This is a genomic window from Bacillus sp. EU63 (assembly GCF_038592915.1).
GTDB lineage: Bacteria > Bacillota > Bacilli > Bacillales > Bacillaceae > Bacillus > Bacillus velezensis.
On sequence record NZ_CP151944.1, the window covers coordinates 2,928,913 to 2,946,137 of the forward strand.

The following is a 17,225-nucleotide window of genomic DNA, read 5'->3' on the forward strand; positions in this document are numbered from 1 at the left end:
TGTAACTTTCTTTTTGATTAAACCTGCCGCATGATATTTCAGCGCGTGACAGTGATGCAGTTTGATGGTCCATCCACTATCATACCATGTTTGTGAGAAAAATGAACGATATTCTTATTCTTGAGAAATGTCAGCGGCCGTAATCAGCACTTCGCGGGGTTTGCTGCCCTTCGCTTCTGAGATCATGCCTTCAGCCTCCATCATGTCAATCAGCCTCGCGGCGCGATTATAGCCGATTCTGAACCTTCTTTGAAGGCTTGAGGTGCTGGCGCTGTTTTGTTCCACGACGAATTGACACGCCTCAGGAAACAGCTCGTCCTCTTCCTTGAGGGCGGTTCCCTGCCTGATCAGTTCTTCCTGTTCAAACAAATAAGAAGGCGGCAGCTGCTTTCTGACATGGGAGACGACGCGGTCAATCTCTCTGTCGGACACAAAGTTGCCCTGCAGGCGCACCGGTTTTCCGGTGCCGTTTTCCCAGTAGAGCATGTCGCCTTTTCCGAGAAGCTTTTCCGCTCCCGCCATGTCGATAATCGTTCTGGAATCTACCTGGCTTGAGACGGAGAATGCAATCCTCGTCGGTATGTTCGCTTTGATCATTCCGGTAATGACATCGACAGACGGACGCTGTGTCGCGACAAGCAGATGAATGCCGCAGGCTCTCGCTTTCTGCGCGATTCTGGCAATGCTTTCTTCCACATCGTTCGGCGCCACCATCATTAAATCAGCAAGCTCATCAATGACCACAACAAGGTAAGGGAGCTTTTCGCCTGTCTTATGATCGGCCGTTAATTCATTAAAGCGGCCGATATCTCTCACACCCGAATGGGCAAACAGTTCATACCGCCGTTCCATCTCTTCCACAACCCATTTTAACGCGGCGGTCGCGGCTTTGGCGTCCGTGATGACGGGGCTGACCAAATGCGGAATTTGGTTATAAGGCGCAAGCTCGACCATTTTCGGATCAATCAGAAGCATTTTGACATCACTCGGATCCGCCTTATAAAGCAGACTGACCAAAATGGTATTGATGCAGACGCTTTTTCCCGATCCTGTCGCACCCGCTATCAACCCGTGCGGCATCTTTTTCAAATCAATGACGACCGGGTTTCCGGAAATATCGACACCGAGCGCGGCTGTAAGCGGAGACGGATTCGTCCTGAAAGCGGCGCTTCTGATCATCTGCCTTAAATCGACGACTTTGCTTACGCGGTTCGGAACTTCAATGCCGATCGTGTTTTTACCGGGAATCGGCGCCTCAATCCGAATATCCTTGGCAGATAGGCTCAGTTTAATATCATCTGCTAAGTTTGTAATTTTGTTTACTTTCACTCCGGGCTCAGGATGCACTTCAAAACGTGTGACGGACGGGCCTTGTGTGACATGAACGACTTGGGCGCGCACATTAAAGTTTTTCAGCGTAACGTTTAAAAGCTCGCGCTGTTCTTCAATCCACGATTGGTCGTCATGTCTTTGCGCCGGCGGTACGTCCAGAAGCGACAGATTCGGAAAGACATAGCTCGCTCCGCCCTCTGGCGTCTTCGTCTGCTTGTGTTTATCGCTTTTAAGCATCATGACGTTAAACGGAACATTGCGCTCTTTCGGCAGCTCCGCTTTTCTCACAGTCTGAGGCTGTCCGTGATGCTCCGTTTTTTCCTCGGCGAGCCGGGATTGGGCATCAGCCGTCTCAATGCTTACAGGCTCAGGCGCGGGGTCTGAATGCCGGTCTGCTTCATTGTACTCAGGCTGAAAGTCTGCTTCCTGTTTCGCGTCGGTTTCAGCTGATTCGGGCTTGTCTTCAGACTGCGGCTGAACTTCCTCATCGTATCCGGGTTCTGTGTATGTATACACCGGTTCTTCTGCGGTTTCAAAAGGAGGTGCTTTTTCCGGCTCAGGCTCCTGATATTCCCCCTGCAGCGCCGCTTGTTCCTCTGTGTTTTCAGCCGTTCGGGATGCTTCATACTCAGGCTCTTTAATAGGCTGCGGTCGGGTTTGTTCATGCTCCTGTTCTTCTGTAAAGCCGGCAGACTCCGCGCTTTCGGTGTCCTCCAGCTCTTCAGCCTGCTGCGGTTCTGGTGCTGCAAACACTTGCTCTTTTGCATTCTCACCCTCGGTGTGAAGCTCCTCTTTTTTAGCAGCCTGGATTTCTTCCGTTTCTTGTTTCGCAAACGGTTCTGGCCGGTCATTCGTCTGTTTTGTTATGCCGGATGTTGTGAAGACGGGCTCTTTTTCCGTTTCCTGACCGGCTTTTGGCGAAACAAATTGCTCCTCTGACAGCAATGTTACGTTCTCTTCACGCCGCTTTTCGGAAATAGGCGCTTTTTTTATGCTGTGCTGAGATTGAAAGCCGTAAACCGGTGAAGGAATGGATGACGGTTTAAAGGGCTTTTTCACCGTATCAGGCTCTTTATGTGTATGCTGTTTCCGCTCGGTTTGCTCCTGCCCGGCGGCATAACCCCGGGACGGCTGGCGGCGTTCGTGCCTTTCCCGCTGTCTTTGGTTTTGCTCCGTTCGCTTATAGCCGTCCGGAACGACGGGGAAGCGGAAATTCCCTTTCGGATATTCGTAATATATTTTAGGATCTTCCATGCGCGTTAATTTGCCTTCTGGCTGATCCGGTATCTGCTGTTTCGGGATTTGGGCATGCGTGTTCGGTTCACGTTCATGCTCTTCTTCTTTTTCACCTAAAAATAAGTCAAAAAATTTATTCAGCCAACTCATGTTTAATCACTCTCTAACTCCCTTTTTAGTAGTCTGGGACGATATTTAGTATACCATTGCCGGGCGGCTCAGAAAAGATTAAGCTTCTAACTGAAGAAAGCCGTTAAGCAGGCCTGCTTAACGGCTTTCTCTCACATCATTCGATTCTGTGCGCTTATTTATGGGAGTTAGAATTGAAATGCTTCGCCGGCCTCGCGGCTGTCTTCAAGAACAAGAATCCCTTTTTCCGCCGGCGCATCCGGCAAAGCGAGTTCTTTCGCGGAGCAGATCATGCCGCTTGACGGAACGCCTCTTAATTCAGCGTCTTTAATCACAAGTCCGCTCGGCATTACCGCGCCGACTTTAGCGACGACGACTTTTTGCCCTTTGTCCACGTTCGGCGCGCCGCAAACGATTTGAAGGGTTTCCTCTCCCACATTCACTTGGCAGATATTCAGTTTATCCGCATTCGGATGTTTTTCTTTCGATTCAACGTGACCGACAACAAATTTCGGAGAAAGGTCAACCGTCAGCGTTTCTGAAACGCCGTTTCTGTTCAGTATTTCATTCACATCCTGAACGAATGTCTCAGACAAAGCGACGGGGCCGTTGTCCTCAATCTGTAAGTAAGAAGACACGTTAAAAATGTTAAAGCCCGTCGTTTCTTTTGTTTCTTTGTTAAAGATTCTGACGACATCGCCTTCTCTTTCATAGCCGATTTCTTCGCGTGCCGCATCTTTAAGAGAGATCAGAAGCGTATCTCCCACACCTTCTTTATTGTAAAAAGCGTTCATAAGAAAAATCCTTTCTAATCCTTTTTCGGCCGGCTTTTCGCCATGATAAACACAGGTTCCAGTCTGCCTTCATTATACAGAAATGAAAGGGCCGTAATCGGCACCGTGCCGCTTGCAAAGAAGCTCATGGACATTTGCCCTAAAATATCATAACCCGATTCATTTCGAATGTCAGCAAGTATTAATACATCCTGATGCGGAACGGAAATCGCTAATTCGCCTTCAGCGGCCTGCTTGTATTCATGAAGAATCGAATCATTGAGAATCCGGCTGGCGTCATAGCCGTCATTCGCCCTGAAAAAATAAAAATAATTGTCCGCAACCGTATCCTGTTTCACAACCGAAGGAAGAGAGCGGAGATTGAATGACGCCGTCTCCCTGATCCGTTCTTTTGTCCAGTTTTCTTTCTCGAGCATACGGCTGTCAATTAAGCGGTACGTCTTGCCGAGGTCAAGCGCGTAGTAGATTCTCGTTTCGGCCGTATGGTCATCATACACGAGCGGAATGCCGTCGCTCGTTTGATCGGGAAATGACGTGGAGCGGATGACCGGATAGATTCCGGCTTCCTTTCCGGACATCTCCTGTCCGCTGCCTTCCATCGCCTCCATCGCTTCTGACACATAGTAGACGATTTCGTCGATCGCTTCTTCTTTTTTCGTCTCCCATTTCGCAATGATCGGCGGGAGCTCCAATGTGATGCCTTTTTTGGTCGTTTGATCCTCAACACGGAGGGTGTCTTTTTCTCTATCAAAAAAGAAGGATCGGTTCTCGTGCTGCAGGCGCTGTTTTAATAAATCCGCCAGCTTCCTTGACGTCATTTTCAAAGCCCGTGGCCTCCTTTATGCTTTAGCAAGGGAATCGGTTAAAAATTGCTCAATTTCTTCTTTCGTTTTACGGTCTTTGCTGACGAAGCGGTTCACTTCTTTTCCTCCGTTAAACACAACAAAGCTCGGAATGCCGTAAATTTCCCATTCCGCGCATGTATCAATAAATTGATCGCGGTCTACGTAGTAATAAGTGAATTCAGGAAAGTCCGCTTCCAGCTCAGGAAGAAACGGCTCCACAAAGCGGCAGTCGGGGCACCAATCCGCTGAAAACATAAATACCGCCCAATCGTCTTGTACCGCTTTTTGCAATTCTTCCGTGCTTTCAATCTTTTTCATTGTCATTCCTCCATCTGGATTATGAGTTTTTTATATGCTGATGTTTGTCCAATTGGATCATACCAGACTGTTTACGGCAAGACCAACTATATGCAATATCATTATCATATTTCATTTGCATTATCAAGCAAGTTTCGTTTACCATTTTGCTTGTAGCCGTACGAAATTCTGAATATGTACATAAGGAGGGGCAAAAGGTGCAGTTTGTCGTGTATTTAGCCGGTAAAATCCACAGTGATTGGCGGGATGAAATCAAACAAAAAGCAAAAGCGCTGAACCTGCCGATTACGTTTGTCGGTCCGATGGAAAACCATGAACGCTCAGACAATATCGGAGAAGAGATTATGGGCGTGCAGCCCGATTCTGTTTTAAAAGACGCCAGAGCTTCTGATATCAACAATTTCCGTACAGAGGTGCTGATGGAAAAAGCCGATTTTGTGATCGCCCTGTTTGGCGAGAAATATAAACAGTGGAATACCGCGATGGATGCTTCTTATGCCGTCGCAAAAGGAAAGCCGCTCATTCTCATCCGCCCGAAAGAACTTCATCATCCGCTGAAAGAGCTTTCCGGAAAAGCGAATATCACGGTCGAAACCGTCAATCAAGCGATGAAAGCACTCTCTTATTTATTTGAAACAGAATAAGCAGGCCGCCTTTATGCGGTCCTGCTTACCTATTTACAATAGAATGGTATCAAATCTTACTATTCAGACTCTTTTCTCAAAACCCAAAAGAATTTGTCCGCAATCAATGATTCCCACACCCACTTCATTCATAAATGATTTTATTCAACCTCAAACTATTTTCTTTATATGTAAGGAAGGAGAGCGAAATCTGCGCAATAACGGATACATATGCTGCTCGTTGAAATTGATTAAAACCAAAAAGTGGGATACTGCCGATTATTTCGCAAGTTATTAATAATAACTGCTGCCGCAACAATAATTACAGATCCCACAAAAACCGGAAAAGCTAAATAGCTCCAAGCATACGCCCCTTGAATAACTACAATAGGGTCCGCTCCAGCAGGTGGATGAGTAGTCTTTGTAACCGCCATAAAAAATATAGCTAGCCCCACTCCTAAAGCCAATGTCCAGGGATGAGAACCAAGAAGATTATATATAACAAGTCCAGTCAATGTCGAGATGAAGTGTCCGCCAATAATATTTCTAGGTTGTGATAAAGGGGCATTCCACGCTCCGAAAGCCAGTACACAACTTGCCCCAAAAGGCGCCATCAGCCACAGAGATCCAGTTTTATAGGTTATCAATGACAAGATTAAAATTGTTATAAAACCACCTAATAAGCCTGTTGAAGCATCTTTAACATTTACTTTTAAAGGACTTTTTCCTCCTCCTTTCATTTTTTTGAAATAATATCCTTTTTTACTTTGTGGATTTTCTGCTGTTTGCTCAATCTTCAATATAACCCCTCCTTTTCACTAAGTTTAAATCAACTTAACTAACCTGTAAATAACATTTTTAGAGGTTATAATTTAAAGGTTACAATCCATCCCTCTTCATGGATCATTCTTCTCTTCAAAAGTGATCCTTTAAACGTTCATTTGGTTTTAGCTGCGAATGAGTTGTTTTATGAAATCATATTTTTGTTTTTCTTATGAATTGTTTTCAAAAAAGACAAACAGCCTTACTCAAAAAAATATGAGATAAGGCTGTTCATTAATTTTTATTTATATATGATGATTCGACATTAAAATAAAGTGCAAGATTTATTCCGACCACAATGTAATAGAGGAAATTCGTTTTATGTTTTCTTAAGGTGACGGGAAACCTTTTCTCTGTTGCCGCATATCTTCATTGAACACCATTTTCTTCTTCCGGTGTTATCAAGGAATAATAAGACACATTCTTCATTAGCACATCGCTTCATTAACTTGATCTTTTTTGTATATATAAGCGATAAACCTTCATAAGCGATGAGCGATATAATTGCATCATCAATTTTCCCAATCGGAATACGGGCAAGTTTAGCATCGAGAATCTTATATGAAAATGGAGCCGATTCAATCTTTTTTTCTAAAAAAGTGATAAAAGATTCTCCAGGTTCTTCACCATCTGCAATTTTCTCGAAATTTTCTCTTAGTATTGATCGAAACTTTAGTATTTTCTCAACCATCACAGCGGTCAATTCATCTTGTGCATTTTTTAAAGTTAATTGACTGAAAAAAGGGGTTCCTTTCCCCATTAACCTTAACCATTCCAAAAGATCCTCTTTTGACTTTATTAAATTATGACGTTTACCGTAACTCACCACCTCAGTATTAATCAGATCAAGAGGAAGATAGTTAGAGACAAGAGGAAATTTTATGTTTGTCTTTTTTGTCATAAACATACCTCCTTGCAGAACAAATAAAAATTGAAAATGTCACTCGACTTTGTGAAATCGCTACTCATCTCAATGCTTGAATTGGAACAATTTTGATAATAATATTGAGAAGCAATATGTGTTACCTGGCATCATGTAAAAACAGCAGTCAATAAGTATTCAAAAGGACTTATTGACTGCTTATTTTTTTACACATTTTCTCTAATCGTTTCGACCGTCTGTTTGTCACTCGCCATGACCAGCTTAATGAGCATTTCTTTCGCCGCGGCATAATCATCGACATGGATGATAGCGGCATTTGTATGAATGTATCTTGAACAAATGCCGATGACGGCAGACGGAACCCCGCTGTTTGAGATGTGGACCCGTCCGGCATCCGTTCCCCCGCCTGAAGCGAAATATTGATAAGGGATATTGTGCGTTTCCGCCATATCAAGGACGAACTCTCTCATCCCGCGGTGCATGACCGTCGTTCTGTCGAGAATGCGGAGCAGCACCCCCTCGCCGAGACGGCCGAACAGCTCCTTATCGCCGGTCATATCATTTGCCGGGCTGGCATCAAGCGCGAAGAAGAGATCAGGCTGAATCATATTGGCCGCTGTCTGCGCCCCTCTCAGGCCGACCTCCTCCTGAACGGTGGCCCCGGCGTACAGATTGTTCGGCAGGTCTTTTCCTTGCAGCTCTTTTAATAATTCAATGCTTAACCCGCAGCCGTAGCGATTATCCCACGCTTTGGACAATATTTTCTTCTCGTTGGCCATCGGGGTGAACGGGCAGACCGGCACGACCTGCTGTCCCGGTCTGATCCCCATTCTGACCGCGTCCTCTCTGTCATCGGCACCGATATCAATCATCATATTTTTGATCTCCATCGGCTTTACGCGCTGGGCATCTGTTAAAATGTGGGGCGGGATGCTTGAGATGACGCCGATAATCGGTCCGTTATCCGTCTGCACCTCGACGCGCTGGGCAAGCAGCACCTGACTCCACCAGCCGCCGAGCGTCTGAAATCTCAGCATGCCGTTATCCGTAATCTGCGTTACCATAAACCCGACTTCGTCCATATGGCCGGCTACCATAACGGTCGGCGCATCTTCAGCGCCGCGCCTTACTCCGAAAACACTTCCGAGTCTGTCCTGCACGATGTCATCCGCATATTTCGCAAGCTCCCGTTTCATAAAGGAGCGGACCTGATGTTCATTTCCCGGTGCGCCGGGAAGCTGCGTCAGCGTCCGGAAAAGCGTTTTCGTTTCCTCATTCATATTTTCCCCTCATTTCTATGTAATGCTTTTATTTTATTAGAAAAACAACCGTTTTCCAAGCGCTCAGATTGAATGGGCTGGAAAACCGCCGCTTTACTTAACACCGTCTGGCATCTTCTGTATAATAAAAACTACGACATAATTGGAGGTGCTTCATATTGAAATTACGTCATTTTCTCTTAGGTGCAGGAGTCGGATTATGCGCTGCCATCGCAGTGAAAAAGTATGCGATGAAACCTTATATCTCTTCAGAAAAAGCGCTCCGTATCGTGAAAGCGGCTTTTAAACAGCGCGGGCCGATAGACGGATCATGGATTTACACAGAGCCCGAGCCCTACCAGGTAAACGGAGAAACCATCCAGGTATACAAAACCGGCGTGACACGTTCGGCATTCGGCGAACTGGAGCAATATGAAGTTATGGTCAATGCAAAAACAGGCCAGATTGTCGATGTCATTGATTCTGTCGCCTCATAATTAGGACAAGCAAAAAATAAAGCCCAAAACCATCAGCGTTTTGGGCTTTATTCGGTTACATCGGCCGAATTCGTTTATATACGGGGTGCCACATCGCGTCCTGCACCGCTTGTATCAGATCCTCGGGTTCCGTTTCCGCTACACCGTCCTGAATGGCTGCTTTCGCTACGGCTACCGCCACGGTTGCCGATACCGTCCTGAGATCCTCCACTTTCGGAAGCATCGGTGCACCGGGCTTGCCGACGTCCACCATACCGGCGATGGCATTCGCGCAGGCAACGAACATATTGTCCGTAATGAGCCTTGCTTTCGTCACAATCGTTCCGAGCCCGAGTCCCGGGAATACGAGCGCGTTATTCGCCTGTCCGATATGGTAGGTAACGCCGTTATACGCAACAGGCGGGAATGGACTTCCCGTAGTGACAAGCGCGCGGCCTTCCGTCCATTTAATTAAATCTTCAGGTTTTGCTTCTGATAATGTCGTCGGGTTTGACATCGGCAAAATAGCGGGCCGTTTGACATGCGAGGCCATTTCTTTGACGATTTCTTCCGTAAATGCGCCTGATACGGTGGATGTGCCGATCAGAATCGTCGGCTTGGCCTGACGCACCGTCTCCGCCAGATCAATTGATCCGCCTTCACCGCTGCGGCCGTACTCTTTCACTTCATCAGCAGGGCGAGCGTACGGAACCTGAAAATCACGCAAGTCCTTCATATCATCCGTTAACAATCCGTTTCTGTCGATACACCAAAAATGGCTGTAGGATTCTTCTTCGCTTAATCCGTCATGCACCATGGCTTCGCGCAGCTGCTCAGCAATTCCGATACCGGCCGTTCCCGCGCCGAAGACGACGACTTTATGCTCTTTTAAAGGCACTTTTGACGCTTTCGCACACGCTAAAACAGCTGCAAGCGATACCGCGCCCGTTCCTTGAATGTCATCGTTAAACGTACAGACTTTATCTTTATACCGTTTTAATATGCCGCGGGCGTTAGCCGTACCGAAATCCTCCCAATGAAGCAGCGCATTCGGGAATGTTTCCCGGGCAAGCGAGACATACTCATCAATAAAGCGGTCATATTTCTCGCCGCGTACTCTTGAATGCTGGTTTCCGACGTAAAGCGGGTCATTTAAGAGGCTTTCCTGATTTGTCCCCGCGTCCAATACGACCGCAAGCACTCGTGACGGATCAATTCCGGCCGCCGCCGTATACACCGCGAGTTTTCCGACAGAAATGGCGATGCCGCCGACGCCCCAGTCACCGATTCCCAGAATGCCCTCCGCATCTGTGGCAACGATTAAGTCAATGTTTTCATTTTTTCCGAACTGCTGAAATGCGGCGCGCATTCCCTCAGGATCATCTATTGACAAATACAGACCGCGGGGTTTTCTGTACTCATGGCTGTAACGCTGGATCGCAGTGCCAACGGTCGGCGTATATACGATCGGCAGCATTTCGCCTAAATGATCATTTAACAGCCTGTAAAATAACGTTTCATTCCGGTCATGGAGAGCGGTCAAGTAGACATTTTTGCTCAGCTCATCAGGCTGCGAACTGAATTGTTCGTAGGCCCGCCTCGCCTGCTCTTCGATTGTCAATACTTTCGGCGGCAGAAATCCCTCGAGCCCGAGTTCCTTTCTTTCCTCCTGTGTAAAGGCCACCCCTTTATTTAAAAAAGGCGTAGAAAGCACTTCTAATCCGCGCAGAGTTGTTTTGATTTCTCCATCTTTCGTCACTTGAAATTGATTCACCTGTCTCTTCCTTTCAAAGCAATTTGTCTTAGGTTTGCTTTTATTCCCGAAATTCATACAGGCAAATCATCGATCCGCTTATTTTTTCTCCCGTTTGACAGATGCAGCCACTTCGCCGTCTTCTCCCCATTTTACCGCTCTGTAAATCGCGTCGTGATAGAAAATCAGCCAGGCGTCTTTTTCTGCCGCGAACGTCTGCCATTTCTGCTTTTGCGGAATGGAAGTCATCGGATAATCATCATAGGCCAGCACCCATAACGGATTTTTATGCGCGTTCGTCGGCATCAGGTCGGCAAAATGCACAGCCGTTTCCCCTCCGTCTTCTAAGACGATGACGCTGTGGCCGTCGCTGTGGCCGCCGGTGTGATGCATCGTAATGCCTTCTGTCAGCTGATACTCGTTCTCAAAGGTTTCGACCTGATCTTGTACCGCTTCCCAATTTTCTCTCCAATATGTATTTTTCGATCTGATATTAGGATTTCTCATTTCGCGCCACTCTGTCGCAGAAGTGATAATGCGGGCATTCGGGAAAACAGAGACAAGCTCCTCTCCGCTGTACTCCGTCAGGCCGCATGCATGGTCAAAATGAAGATGGGTCATCGCGGCAATATGAATGTCCTCACAGGAAAGCCCGAGTTCACGAAGAGATTGTTTCAGATTGGATTCCTGTGTTACCCCGTAATTCCTTTTTTGTTTATCAGAGAATTTCCCTCGGCCGATACCCGCGTCAACCAATATATTCAGGCCGTTTGTTCTGATCAGAATCGGGTCTGTTCTTAATTCAATCTGGTTTTTGTCATTTACGGGGTATTTTCTCGACCATAAAGGCTTCGGGACAACGCCGAACATCGCTCCGCCGTCCATATGCGTTACACCGCCGTCCAGCCATGTTAATGAAATACTCCCAATATTCAATGTCTCCATCTTGATCCCTCCTGATGTAATGGTAGCAAATGGCGGCATAAAAAAACAGACTCCCGCATCAGAGTCTGTCTTTTGTTCTCCATTCAACTTCGGCCCGGTAAATCGGCTGGCCGAGCGCGGAGAATTTTTCTTCGTATTCTGTCATAATATTGCCCTTCGGATCGCTGTTGTGCAGATCAAGACTGACTTCCGTCAGAAGCAGGCCGTATTCGGAAAAGCTTTTCAGAGAGTATTCGAATAAACCGCGGTTATCGGTTTTGAAATGAATCTCACCTGTTTCGCCCATCACTTCTTCGTATTTTTTCAAGAACGCTTTAAAGGTTAAACGGCGCTTTTCGTGACGGTTTTTCGGCCACGGGTCAGAAAAGTTTAAATATACGCGCTTGATTTCTCCCCGTTCAAATACGTCATTCAGTGTTTCCGCGTCTATATTTAACAAACGGACATTGTGAGCCCCGCTGTCCTTTACTTTTTGGACGGCAGTGACGATGACGCTTTTAAACAGCTCAATTCCGATATAGTTGATATCCGGATTCTGCTTGGCCATTCCAGAAATGAACTGCCCTTTTCCCGTACCGACTTCAATATGGATCGGGTTGTCATTGCCAAAGACCGTGTTCCACCGCCCTTTATACTGGGCCGGATCACTGATGGCGATGTCAGCGTTTTCTGCCAGAAAATCATTCGCCCAAGGTTTATGGCGCATTCTCATATGATTGACACCTCTATCTATAATTTCGAGTAACAACATACCATGAAACATAAAGAGCCGCAAGCGCCTTTTAAAGGCGCCGGCTGCATAAAAAAGAGGCTCCCCCGGTCCGGAACACTCATGTGATGCATAAAACCGCACCGCTTTGCACAATGTATGACACAGAAAGGATGTGTATATGAATCATGGGCTTAACAAGCGAACATCAGGTCCGGTTATTAAAGGACATACTGGCCGACCATCAATTGGATTGCTGCGGCACGGTTGCCGAGTATGAACAGCTGGAGCGCGTCATCAAATCACTGATGGCCAACACCGGGCTTGATTCAAATATAAAAAACGTGCTCGAGGATGTCTACCGCTACAGCCAGTCCGGCATCACGGCCGATTCCATCGACACGCATATTCAGGAGCACCAAAACCATTTGTCCCAATGGGTGGAGCAGATGGATTCGTACTCCTGACTACTTGACAATCCGCTTCATCAGGGCATGAAGCTCTTCCATGGCATCATGATACGCTTTGTCGTTTCCTTTTGATTTGTGCCAGGCGATGAAGGTGATGGTCTCCGATAACATGTACCACGCCATCCGCAGCCGAAGCCCTTCCGTGAGCTTCATGCCGTACATCCCAAGCCAGCTGTCCCACGCTGGCTCTTCGACGTAATGATACAATAAAGGGCCGAGATCCATGGCCGGATCGGCTATCATGGCGCCGTCCCAATCTATTAAATACAGCTGGTTGTCTTCAGACAGAAGCCAGTTATTATGATTCACATCACAATGGCAAACGACTTTTTCACCGAATTGCACCTGATCCACATGAGCTTCCAAATAAGCAAGGCCTTCCTGAATAAGCGGCGAAAATTGCCGCACGGCAAAGACGGCCTGCTTCAGCTGCGACAAAAGGGCGCCCGGATCAAGCGGTTCTTTTCCCAATCTTTTCAGCATGTCGAGCAAAGCTTTTGATGTGTGGATTTTGCGGAGCAGCTCAGCCACCGGGCGTCCGCTCATATCCTTTGCCTTCAGCTCCCTGCCCGCCATCCAATGCTGAGCCGTAATGACGTCCCCGTTTTCCATCCGTTTCGTCCAAACCAGCTTCGGAACAATGCCTTCGGCGGATAACACGGCTAAAAAGGGCGAGCTATTACGTTTTAAAAAAAGCTGTTGGCCGTTATGTTTCGCATAATATGCATCTCCTGTAGCTCCTCCGGCGGGGAAGATCTCCCAATCGCTACCTAGTAATTGTCCCAACCAGTTCATATCAATGTTCAACCCATCATTTCTTAAAATATTTTAGAATAGGCCTCCAGCCTTTCTCTATTGGCGGAGCGGCCTGTCATAAACAATTTCATGAGAATAAAAAAGACAGCTATTGAGAGTCTCATATGCTAATCAATAGCCGTCCTATAAATTTTAGCGCTACAGCACAAACTTCGTCAAGCAAAACTAGCAAGAACACCTGTGAATTCTGAAGATTTATGCCGCGAACCGCTCTTTGCCGTGAAACATGTGACGGGTTTCATTTGTTTATTATGTTTTTATTTTCAACGGCGTACCGCCCGGCATAAGCCGAAACGGCGTCGTTCCGATCAGCTCGCCGTCAGCGTGAAACGGAATTTTCCCATCTGTTTCAAAAACGAATTCCTTCCCCTTTATCATCGTCACTCCGTCCATTTTGATATGCCGGCCGAAGCTCATCGCCCATAAAAAACGATACAGCGAGAAAAAGGACAGGTTTTCTGCGATGACAATATCAAAATGGTTTTGACGGGGATTTGCTGAAGGCGCCGCTTTCATGCCGCCTCCGTAATAAGGGTGATTAGCCGCAATGACAAACCAGACATTGCGGAATTCACGCCTCTGGCCGTCTGCCGTGCAAACAAATCTGAACGGCTGAAACCCCGAGGCCGTATGTAAATGCGCGAGCGGGTAAATCACAAAACCGAGACGCAAAAACCGAAGAACGCGCGATAACGGAAAATTCGCGGCTGCCTTCAAAACTGAGGCATCGAAGCCGACAGACAGGTGGTTAATAAAATAAAGTGATTGCGCTTTGTCATGAAAAAAGTTGATGTTTCCCGCAAAAAATTTCCGTGTGAGCGGGCGGTGCAGACTTTTGATTTCTTGGAGAAGCGCCGACTTCTTAATACCGAGCCCTTTCGAAAAGTCATTGTACGAACCGGCAGGCACAAAGGTCAGCTCAATCTGATCCGTTCCTTTCAGTCCGTTAATGACTTCATGCATCGTCCCGTCACCGCCGATGACGAACAGCCGCTTAAGCTTATGATCCTGCATCATTGAAATCTGTCTCGCCAGCACCTCCGCATGTCCGGGATGCCCGGTCAAAAAAGAGCGGTGGCTGACCCCGCGCCTGGTCAGCTCTTTTTGAACTGATTTCCAGACACGCCGGCCCCGCCCGCCTCCTGAGACCGGATTAATAATAAAAAACCATTGACTCATCGTTTGTTTTCACCTGCTTCATAGATGAAGAGACAGCCGGCAAACGTCCGTTTTAATCAAGCCATTCCTGTCTCCGGCTTGAATCGCTCAAGCCGTAAGACAAAAGAGCCTTCGCCGCCTTCAGCTGGTGGTGCTTGATCGGCGCCGTATTTTTCTGCTGCTTTTCCAGCCACTCTGCGGCAGTCCGTTTATCAGCTATTTCCAGCCCGTACGGCGGCTCCGGGTAATCAATATAAGACGTTCTGCTGAGCAAAAGCTTCCGCACGGGAATGTCGGCCTGCTTTTCTTTTACGATTTGCGAAACGACCGAGCCTGTCCGGTGCAGGCTGAGAGACGGATTCAATACTTGGCGCGTGCTGCCGGAGCCCCTTTCTTCCCAAAAACGGTGTTTTGATCCGATATATACGCTGTCCTCTTCCGCTTCCATAAAAGCGGCGCAGAAAATCTCCAGCGGCGAGATAATGATGATGCTCAGTTCGACGGACGCCTGCTGAATTTGCAGAACCGGATGATACATCACAAAATAGGAATCGGGCAGCTTTTGAGCCAGCATTTTTAACATCCTGTCCCTTTTGACCGCCTGCGAAAGCTCAGACTTTTGAGAAAGCGTGGAGCTCGCCCATTTTAATTGAAAGTCATACAGCTGATCTTTGAAAAAAGGCGCGAGCTCAGATTTTTGAGACGGAAGATTCCCGAACAGCGCCTCTTCTCCCTCCGGCTCATCAAACCATTGGTGCCTCTTTTCATTTATATCGGCCGTATTTTCTTCTTTTCTCTTTTTTAAAGAAAATTTTTTCCTGGCCGGCGCTTGATCGGTTTCCCCGCCTGCAGCCGTTTCCGTTTCTTTTTCTTCCGTCATCCGGTCAAACGCTTCAAGAAGCGCCTCCCAGCGTTCTTTCTTCAGCCGGATAAACTGGTTCATATAATGATATGGATCAAGTTCATATCTGGATATGCAGTCGTGAATTTTGATGATCTGTGCCATGTGATTTCTCCACTCCGAATATTTGTTTATGTCAATTGAAACTGTGCGATTTCTTCGTATTTAGGCGACCGGTCAAGATGGGTCTGAAACAGGGAAAACCGGCTGACGGCACTTTGCACCCTGCCGCTTTCAAACGGCACATCGTCAGGAAACGGCCGGTCTCCCGCCCACTTCCGCGCCATCGTCATATGAGGGTGATACGGCCGTTTTTCCACTTGAAAACCGGCTTTCAAAACAGCCTGTTTTGTTTTTTCCCGCAAATCAAAGAGCAGTTCATTCCGTTCGGGCTCAAGGTGAAGCACTCTCGGCTGTCTGCGGTCGCCGAAAATATCCAGATGCTGAAACTGTACGGTGAACGGCTGCGCTGCCGACGCAGCATCTGCGAGCAGAGACGATAATTTCGCAAGCCGTTCTTCATCCGCGGCTCCGAGAAAAATGAGTGTAATATGATAGTCATGCGGGTGCACCCATTTTTTGAATGATAACGCCGGCTCCTTTTTGGCTGCTTCCCAAATCGGTTCAGCAATGTCAGCCGGAATCGGAATGCCGATAAAATAATGCGGCAATGAAGCTTTCATACGAGGATCTCCCCCTCTTTGGTTATGGTGTTATTATAAAACGGATAAGCGGAGAGGAGAACCCTGTCCGCTCATTATGATAGGATATTATGTACCGAACGTTTTATACAGAAAGGAATGAGCCGGCCTTGAAAATCGCAAACAGCACGGCGGAGCTGATCGGCGGCACACCGATCGTAAAGCTCAATCGCCTTCAGCCAGAACATGCAGCACAGGTCTATTTAAAATTAGAATCGTTTAACCCGAGCGGCAGTGTCAAAGACAGAGCGGCTTTCAATATGATCATTGAAGCGGAAAACAGCGGGCATTTAAAACCCGGCTCTGTCATCATCGAACCGACAAGCGGCAACACAGGCATCGGCCTGGCGATGAACGCGGCGGCGCGCGGCTACAAGGCAATCCTCGTCATGCCTGACACGATGACGAAAGAACGCATCAACCTCCTGAAAGCGTACGGCGCGGAGGTTGTGTTAACACCGGGGGCGGAAAGAATGCCCGGCAGCATCAAAAAAGCGAAAGAACTCGCCGAACAGATTCCGGGAAGTTTTATCCCGATGCAATTCGATAACGGCGCAAATCCAGATGCCCACCGAAAAACGACAGCCATTGAAATCTATCAGGCCGTTCAGCAGCTCAACAGACCGCTCGGTGCTTTTGTGGCAACGGCGGGAACGGGCGGAACCATTACCGGAACCGGAGAAACGCTGAAAGAGCTTTTCCCGGATATGATTGTTCATGTCGCCGAGCCTGCGGGATCTCCCGTCCTGTCTGGCGGAAAACCCGGCGCTCATAAGCTTGTCGGGACAAGCCCCGGATTTATTCCCGGCATATTGAATCAGGACGTTTACGATGAAATCATGAAAATATCTGATGAAGATGCGTATACGACAACACGGCGTCTGGCCCGGGAAGAAGGCATACTCGTCGGCCCGTCTTCAGGCGCCGCCTGCTTTGCCGCCATTGAAACCGCCAAACGCCTCCCTTCCGAACAGATCGTCATCTGTATGACGGCCGATACGGGAGAACGTTATTTATCAACGGATTTATGGTCATTTGAATGATAAAAAGGGATG

The 17,225-nt window shown here is 47.5% G+C and carries 18 protein-coding genes; 4 read left to right on the forward strand and 14 right to left on the reverse strand.

Features of this window, described 5'->3' with window-relative positions:
• Positions 1–114: 114 nt before the first annotated feature.
• From NYE38_RS14555 to NYE38_RS14570, 4 genes are all read right to left on the reverse strand, one after another.
• Positions 115–2,718: a DNA translocase FtsK gene (locus tag NYE38_RS14555; protein WP_237587104.1), complete on the reverse strand. Its 2,604-nt coding sequence runs from the start codon at positions 2,716–2,718 to the stop codon at positions 115–117.
• 167 nt (positions 2,719–2,885) lie between these two features.
• The gene (gene ytpR / locus NYE38_RS14560; protein WP_003152375.1) at positions 2,886–3,491 is read right to left on the reverse strand and encodes a YtpR family tRNA-binding protein; all 606 of its coding nucleotides are present in this window, start codon (positions 3,489–3,491) and stop codon (positions 2,886–2,888) included.
• 14 nt (positions 3,492–3,505) lie between these two features.
• The gene (locus NYE38_RS14565; protein ID WP_012118213.1) at positions 3,506–4,315 is read right to left on the reverse strand and encodes a DUF1444 domain-containing protein; all 810 of its coding nucleotides are present in this window, start codon (positions 4,313–4,315) and stop codon (positions 3,506–3,508) included.
• A 15-nt stretch (positions 4,316–4,330) separates the two neighbouring features.
• Positions 4,331–4,654 carry a thioredoxin family protein gene (locus tag NYE38_RS14570; RefSeq protein WP_003152373.1) on the reverse strand — a complete coding sequence of 108 codons (324 nt, stop codon included), beginning with the start codon at positions 4,652–4,654 and terminating at the stop codon, positions 4,331–4,333.
• A 197-nt stretch (positions 4,655–4,851) separates the two neighbouring features.
• Here NYE38_RS14570 and NYE38_RS14575 point away from each other — a divergent pair, with 197 nt between their 5' ends.
• Positions 4,852–5,298 carry a YtoQ family protein gene (locus NYE38_RS14575; RefSeq protein ID WP_017418388.1) on the forward strand — a complete coding sequence of 149 codons (447 nt, stop codon included), beginning with the start codon at positions 4,852–4,854 and terminating at the stop codon, positions 5,296–5,298.
• A gap of 230 nt (positions 5,299–5,528) precedes the next feature.
• On the opposite strand, the gene NYE38_RS14580 is transcribed toward NYE38_RS14575, so the two are convergent.
• The 3 genes from NYE38_RS14580 to NYE38_RS14590 form a co-directional block, all read right to left on the reverse strand.
• Entirely contained in the window at positions 5,529–6,017 is a 489-nt protein-coding gene (locus tag NYE38_RS14580) for an HPP family protein (RefSeq protein ID WP_026092269.1), read from the reverse strand.
• Between the two features lie 401 nt (positions 6,018–6,418).
• Positions 6,419–7,000, reverse strand: a complete 582-nt coding sequence (locus NYE38_RS14585) for a CGNR zinc finger domain-containing protein (protein ID WP_017418389.1) — start codon at positions 6,998–7,000, stop codon at positions 6,419–6,421.
• A 188-nt stretch (positions 7,001–7,188) separates the two neighbouring features.
• Entirely contained in the window at positions 7,189–8,262 is a 1,074-nt protein-coding gene (locus tag NYE38_RS14590) for a M42 family metallopeptidase (protein WP_017418390.1), read from the reverse strand.
• A 158-nt stretch (positions 8,263–8,420) separates the two neighbouring features.
• Here NYE38_RS14590 and NYE38_RS14595 point away from each other — a divergent pair, with 158 nt between their 5' ends.
• Positions 8,421–8,738: a PepSY domain-containing protein gene (locus NYE38_RS14595; protein WP_003152366.1), complete on the forward strand. Its 318-nt coding sequence runs from the start codon at positions 8,421–8,423 to the stop codon at positions 8,736–8,738.
• A 55-nt stretch (positions 8,739–8,793) separates the two neighbouring features.
• Here the strand turns inward: NYE38_RS14595 and NYE38_RS14600 are convergent, their stop codons facing one another.
• The 3 genes from NYE38_RS14600 to trmB form a co-directional block, all read right to left on the reverse strand.
• A complete protein-coding gene (locus NYE38_RS14600; protein WP_007408782.1) occupies positions 8,794–10,491 on the reverse strand; it encodes an NAD-dependent malic enzyme in 1,698 nt (565 codons plus the stop codon).
• Between the two features lie 78 nt (positions 10,492–10,569).
• On the reverse strand, positions 10,570–11,415 hold the full coding sequence (locus tag NYE38_RS14605; RefSeq protein ID WP_017418391.1) for an MBL fold metallo-hydrolase: 846 nt from the start codon (positions 11,413–11,415) through the stop codon (positions 10,570–10,572).
• A gap of 58 nt (positions 11,416–11,473) precedes the next feature.
• Entirely contained in the window at positions 11,474–12,127 is a 654-nt protein-coding gene (gene trmB / locus NYE38_RS14610) for a tRNA (guanosine(46)-N7)-methyltransferase TrmB (protein ID WP_017418392.1), read from the reverse strand.
• A 185-nt stretch (positions 12,128–12,312) separates the two neighbouring features.
• On the opposite strand from trmB, the gene NYE38_RS14615 reads away from it, so the two are divergent.
• Positions 12,313–12,591 carry a YtzH-like family protein gene (locus tag NYE38_RS14615; RefSeq protein ID WP_003152357.1) on the forward strand — a complete coding sequence of 93 codons (279 nt, stop codon included), beginning with the start codon at positions 12,313–12,315 and terminating at the stop codon, positions 12,589–12,591.
• Here NYE38_RS14615 and NYE38_RS14620 read toward each other — a convergent pair whose 3' ends face one another.
• The 4 genes from NYE38_RS14620 to thpR all read right to left on the reverse strand — a co-directional run bounded on the left by NYE38_RS14620 (position 12,592) and on the right by thpR (position 16,152).
• The gene (locus tag NYE38_RS14620; RefSeq protein WP_003152355.1) at positions 12,592–13,389 is read right to left on the reverse strand and encodes a phosphotransferase family protein; all 798 of its coding nucleotides are present in this window, start codon (positions 13,387–13,389) and stop codon (positions 12,592–12,594) included.
• Positions 13,390–13,659: 270 nt separating this feature from the next.
• Positions 13,660–14,589 (reverse strand): YegS/Rv2252/BmrU family lipid kinase, encoded by a 930-nt coding sequence (locus NYE38_RS14625; RefSeq protein WP_007408786.1) that lies wholly within the window; start codon positions 14,587–14,589, stop codon positions 13,660–13,662.
• A 52-nt stretch (positions 14,590–14,641) separates the two neighbouring features.
• A complete protein-coding gene (locus NYE38_RS14630) occupies positions 14,642–15,574 on the reverse strand; it encodes a hypothetical protein (RefSeq protein WP_063636794.1) in 933 nt (310 codons plus the stop codon).
• 26 nt (positions 15,575–15,600) lie between these two features.
• Positions 15,601–16,152, reverse strand: coding sequence for an RNA 2',3'-cyclic phosphodiesterase (gene thpR, locus NYE38_RS14635; RefSeq protein ID WP_012118221.1), 552 nt, complete (start codon positions 16,150–16,152; stop codon positions 15,601–15,603).
• An 89-nt stretch (positions 16,153–16,241) separates the two neighbouring features.
• Between thpR and cysK the strand changes: the two genes are divergently transcribed.
• Positions 16,242–17,213: a cysteine synthase A gene (cysK, locus tag NYE38_RS14640; protein WP_017418395.1), complete on the forward strand. Its 972-nt coding sequence runs from the start codon at positions 16,242–16,244 to the stop codon at positions 17,211–17,213.
• Positions 17,214–17,225 lie beyond the last annotated feature (12 nt).

Coding starts and splice junctions, on each gene's coding strand:
- NYE38_RS14555 (WP_237587104.1), bottom strand. CDS start 2,718: ATGAGTTGGCTGAATAAATTTTTTGACTTATTTTTAGGTGAAAAAGAA.
- ytpR (WP_003152375.1), bottom strand. CDS start 3,491: ATGAACGCTTTTTACAATAAAGAAGGTGTGGGAGATACGCTTCTGATC.
- NYE38_RS14570 (WP_003152373.1), bottom strand. CDS start 4,654: ATGAAAAAGATTGAAAGCACGGAAGAATTGCAAAAAGCGGTACAAGAC.
- NYE38_RS14580 (WP_026092269.1), bottom strand. CDS start 6,017: ATGAAAGGAGGAGGAAAAAGTCCTTTAAAAGTAAATGTTAAAGATGCT.
- NYE38_RS14585 (WP_017418389.1), bottom strand. CDS start 7,000: ATGACAAAAAAGACAAACATAAAATTTCCTCTTGTCTCTAACTATCTT.
- NYE38_RS14590 (WP_017418390.1), bottom strand. CDS start 8,262: ATGAATGAGGAAACGAAAACGCTTTTCCGGACGCTGACGCAGCTTCCC.
- NYE38_RS14605 (WP_017418391.1), bottom strand. CDS start 11,415: ATGGAGACATTGAATATTGGGAGTATTTCATTAACATGGCTGGACGGC.
- trmB (WP_017418392.1), bottom strand. CDS start 12,127: ATGAGAATGCGCCATAAACCTTGGGCGAATGATTTTCTGGCAGAAAAC.
- NYE38_RS14615 (WP_003152357.1), top strand. CDS start 12,313: ATGGGCTTAACAAGCGAACATCAGGTCCGGTTATTAAAGGACATACTG.
- NYE38_RS14620 (WP_003152355.1), bottom strand. CDS start 13,389: ATGAACTGGTTGGGACAATTACTAGGTAGCGATTGGGAGATCTTCCCC.
- NYE38_RS14625 (WP_007408786.1), bottom strand. CDS start 14,589: ATGAGTCAATGGTTTTTTATTATTAATCCGGTCTCAGGAGGCGGGCGG.
- NYE38_RS14630 (WP_063636794.1), bottom strand. CDS start 15,574: ATGGCACAGATCATCAAAATTCACGACTGCATATCCAGATATGAACTT.
- thpR (WP_012118221.1), bottom strand. CDS start 16,152: ATGAAAGCTTCATTGCCGCATTATTTTATCGGCATTCCGATTCCGGCT.
- cysK (WP_017418395.1), top strand. CDS start 16,242: ATGTACCGAACGTTTTATACAGAAAGGAATGAGCCGGCCTTGAAAATC.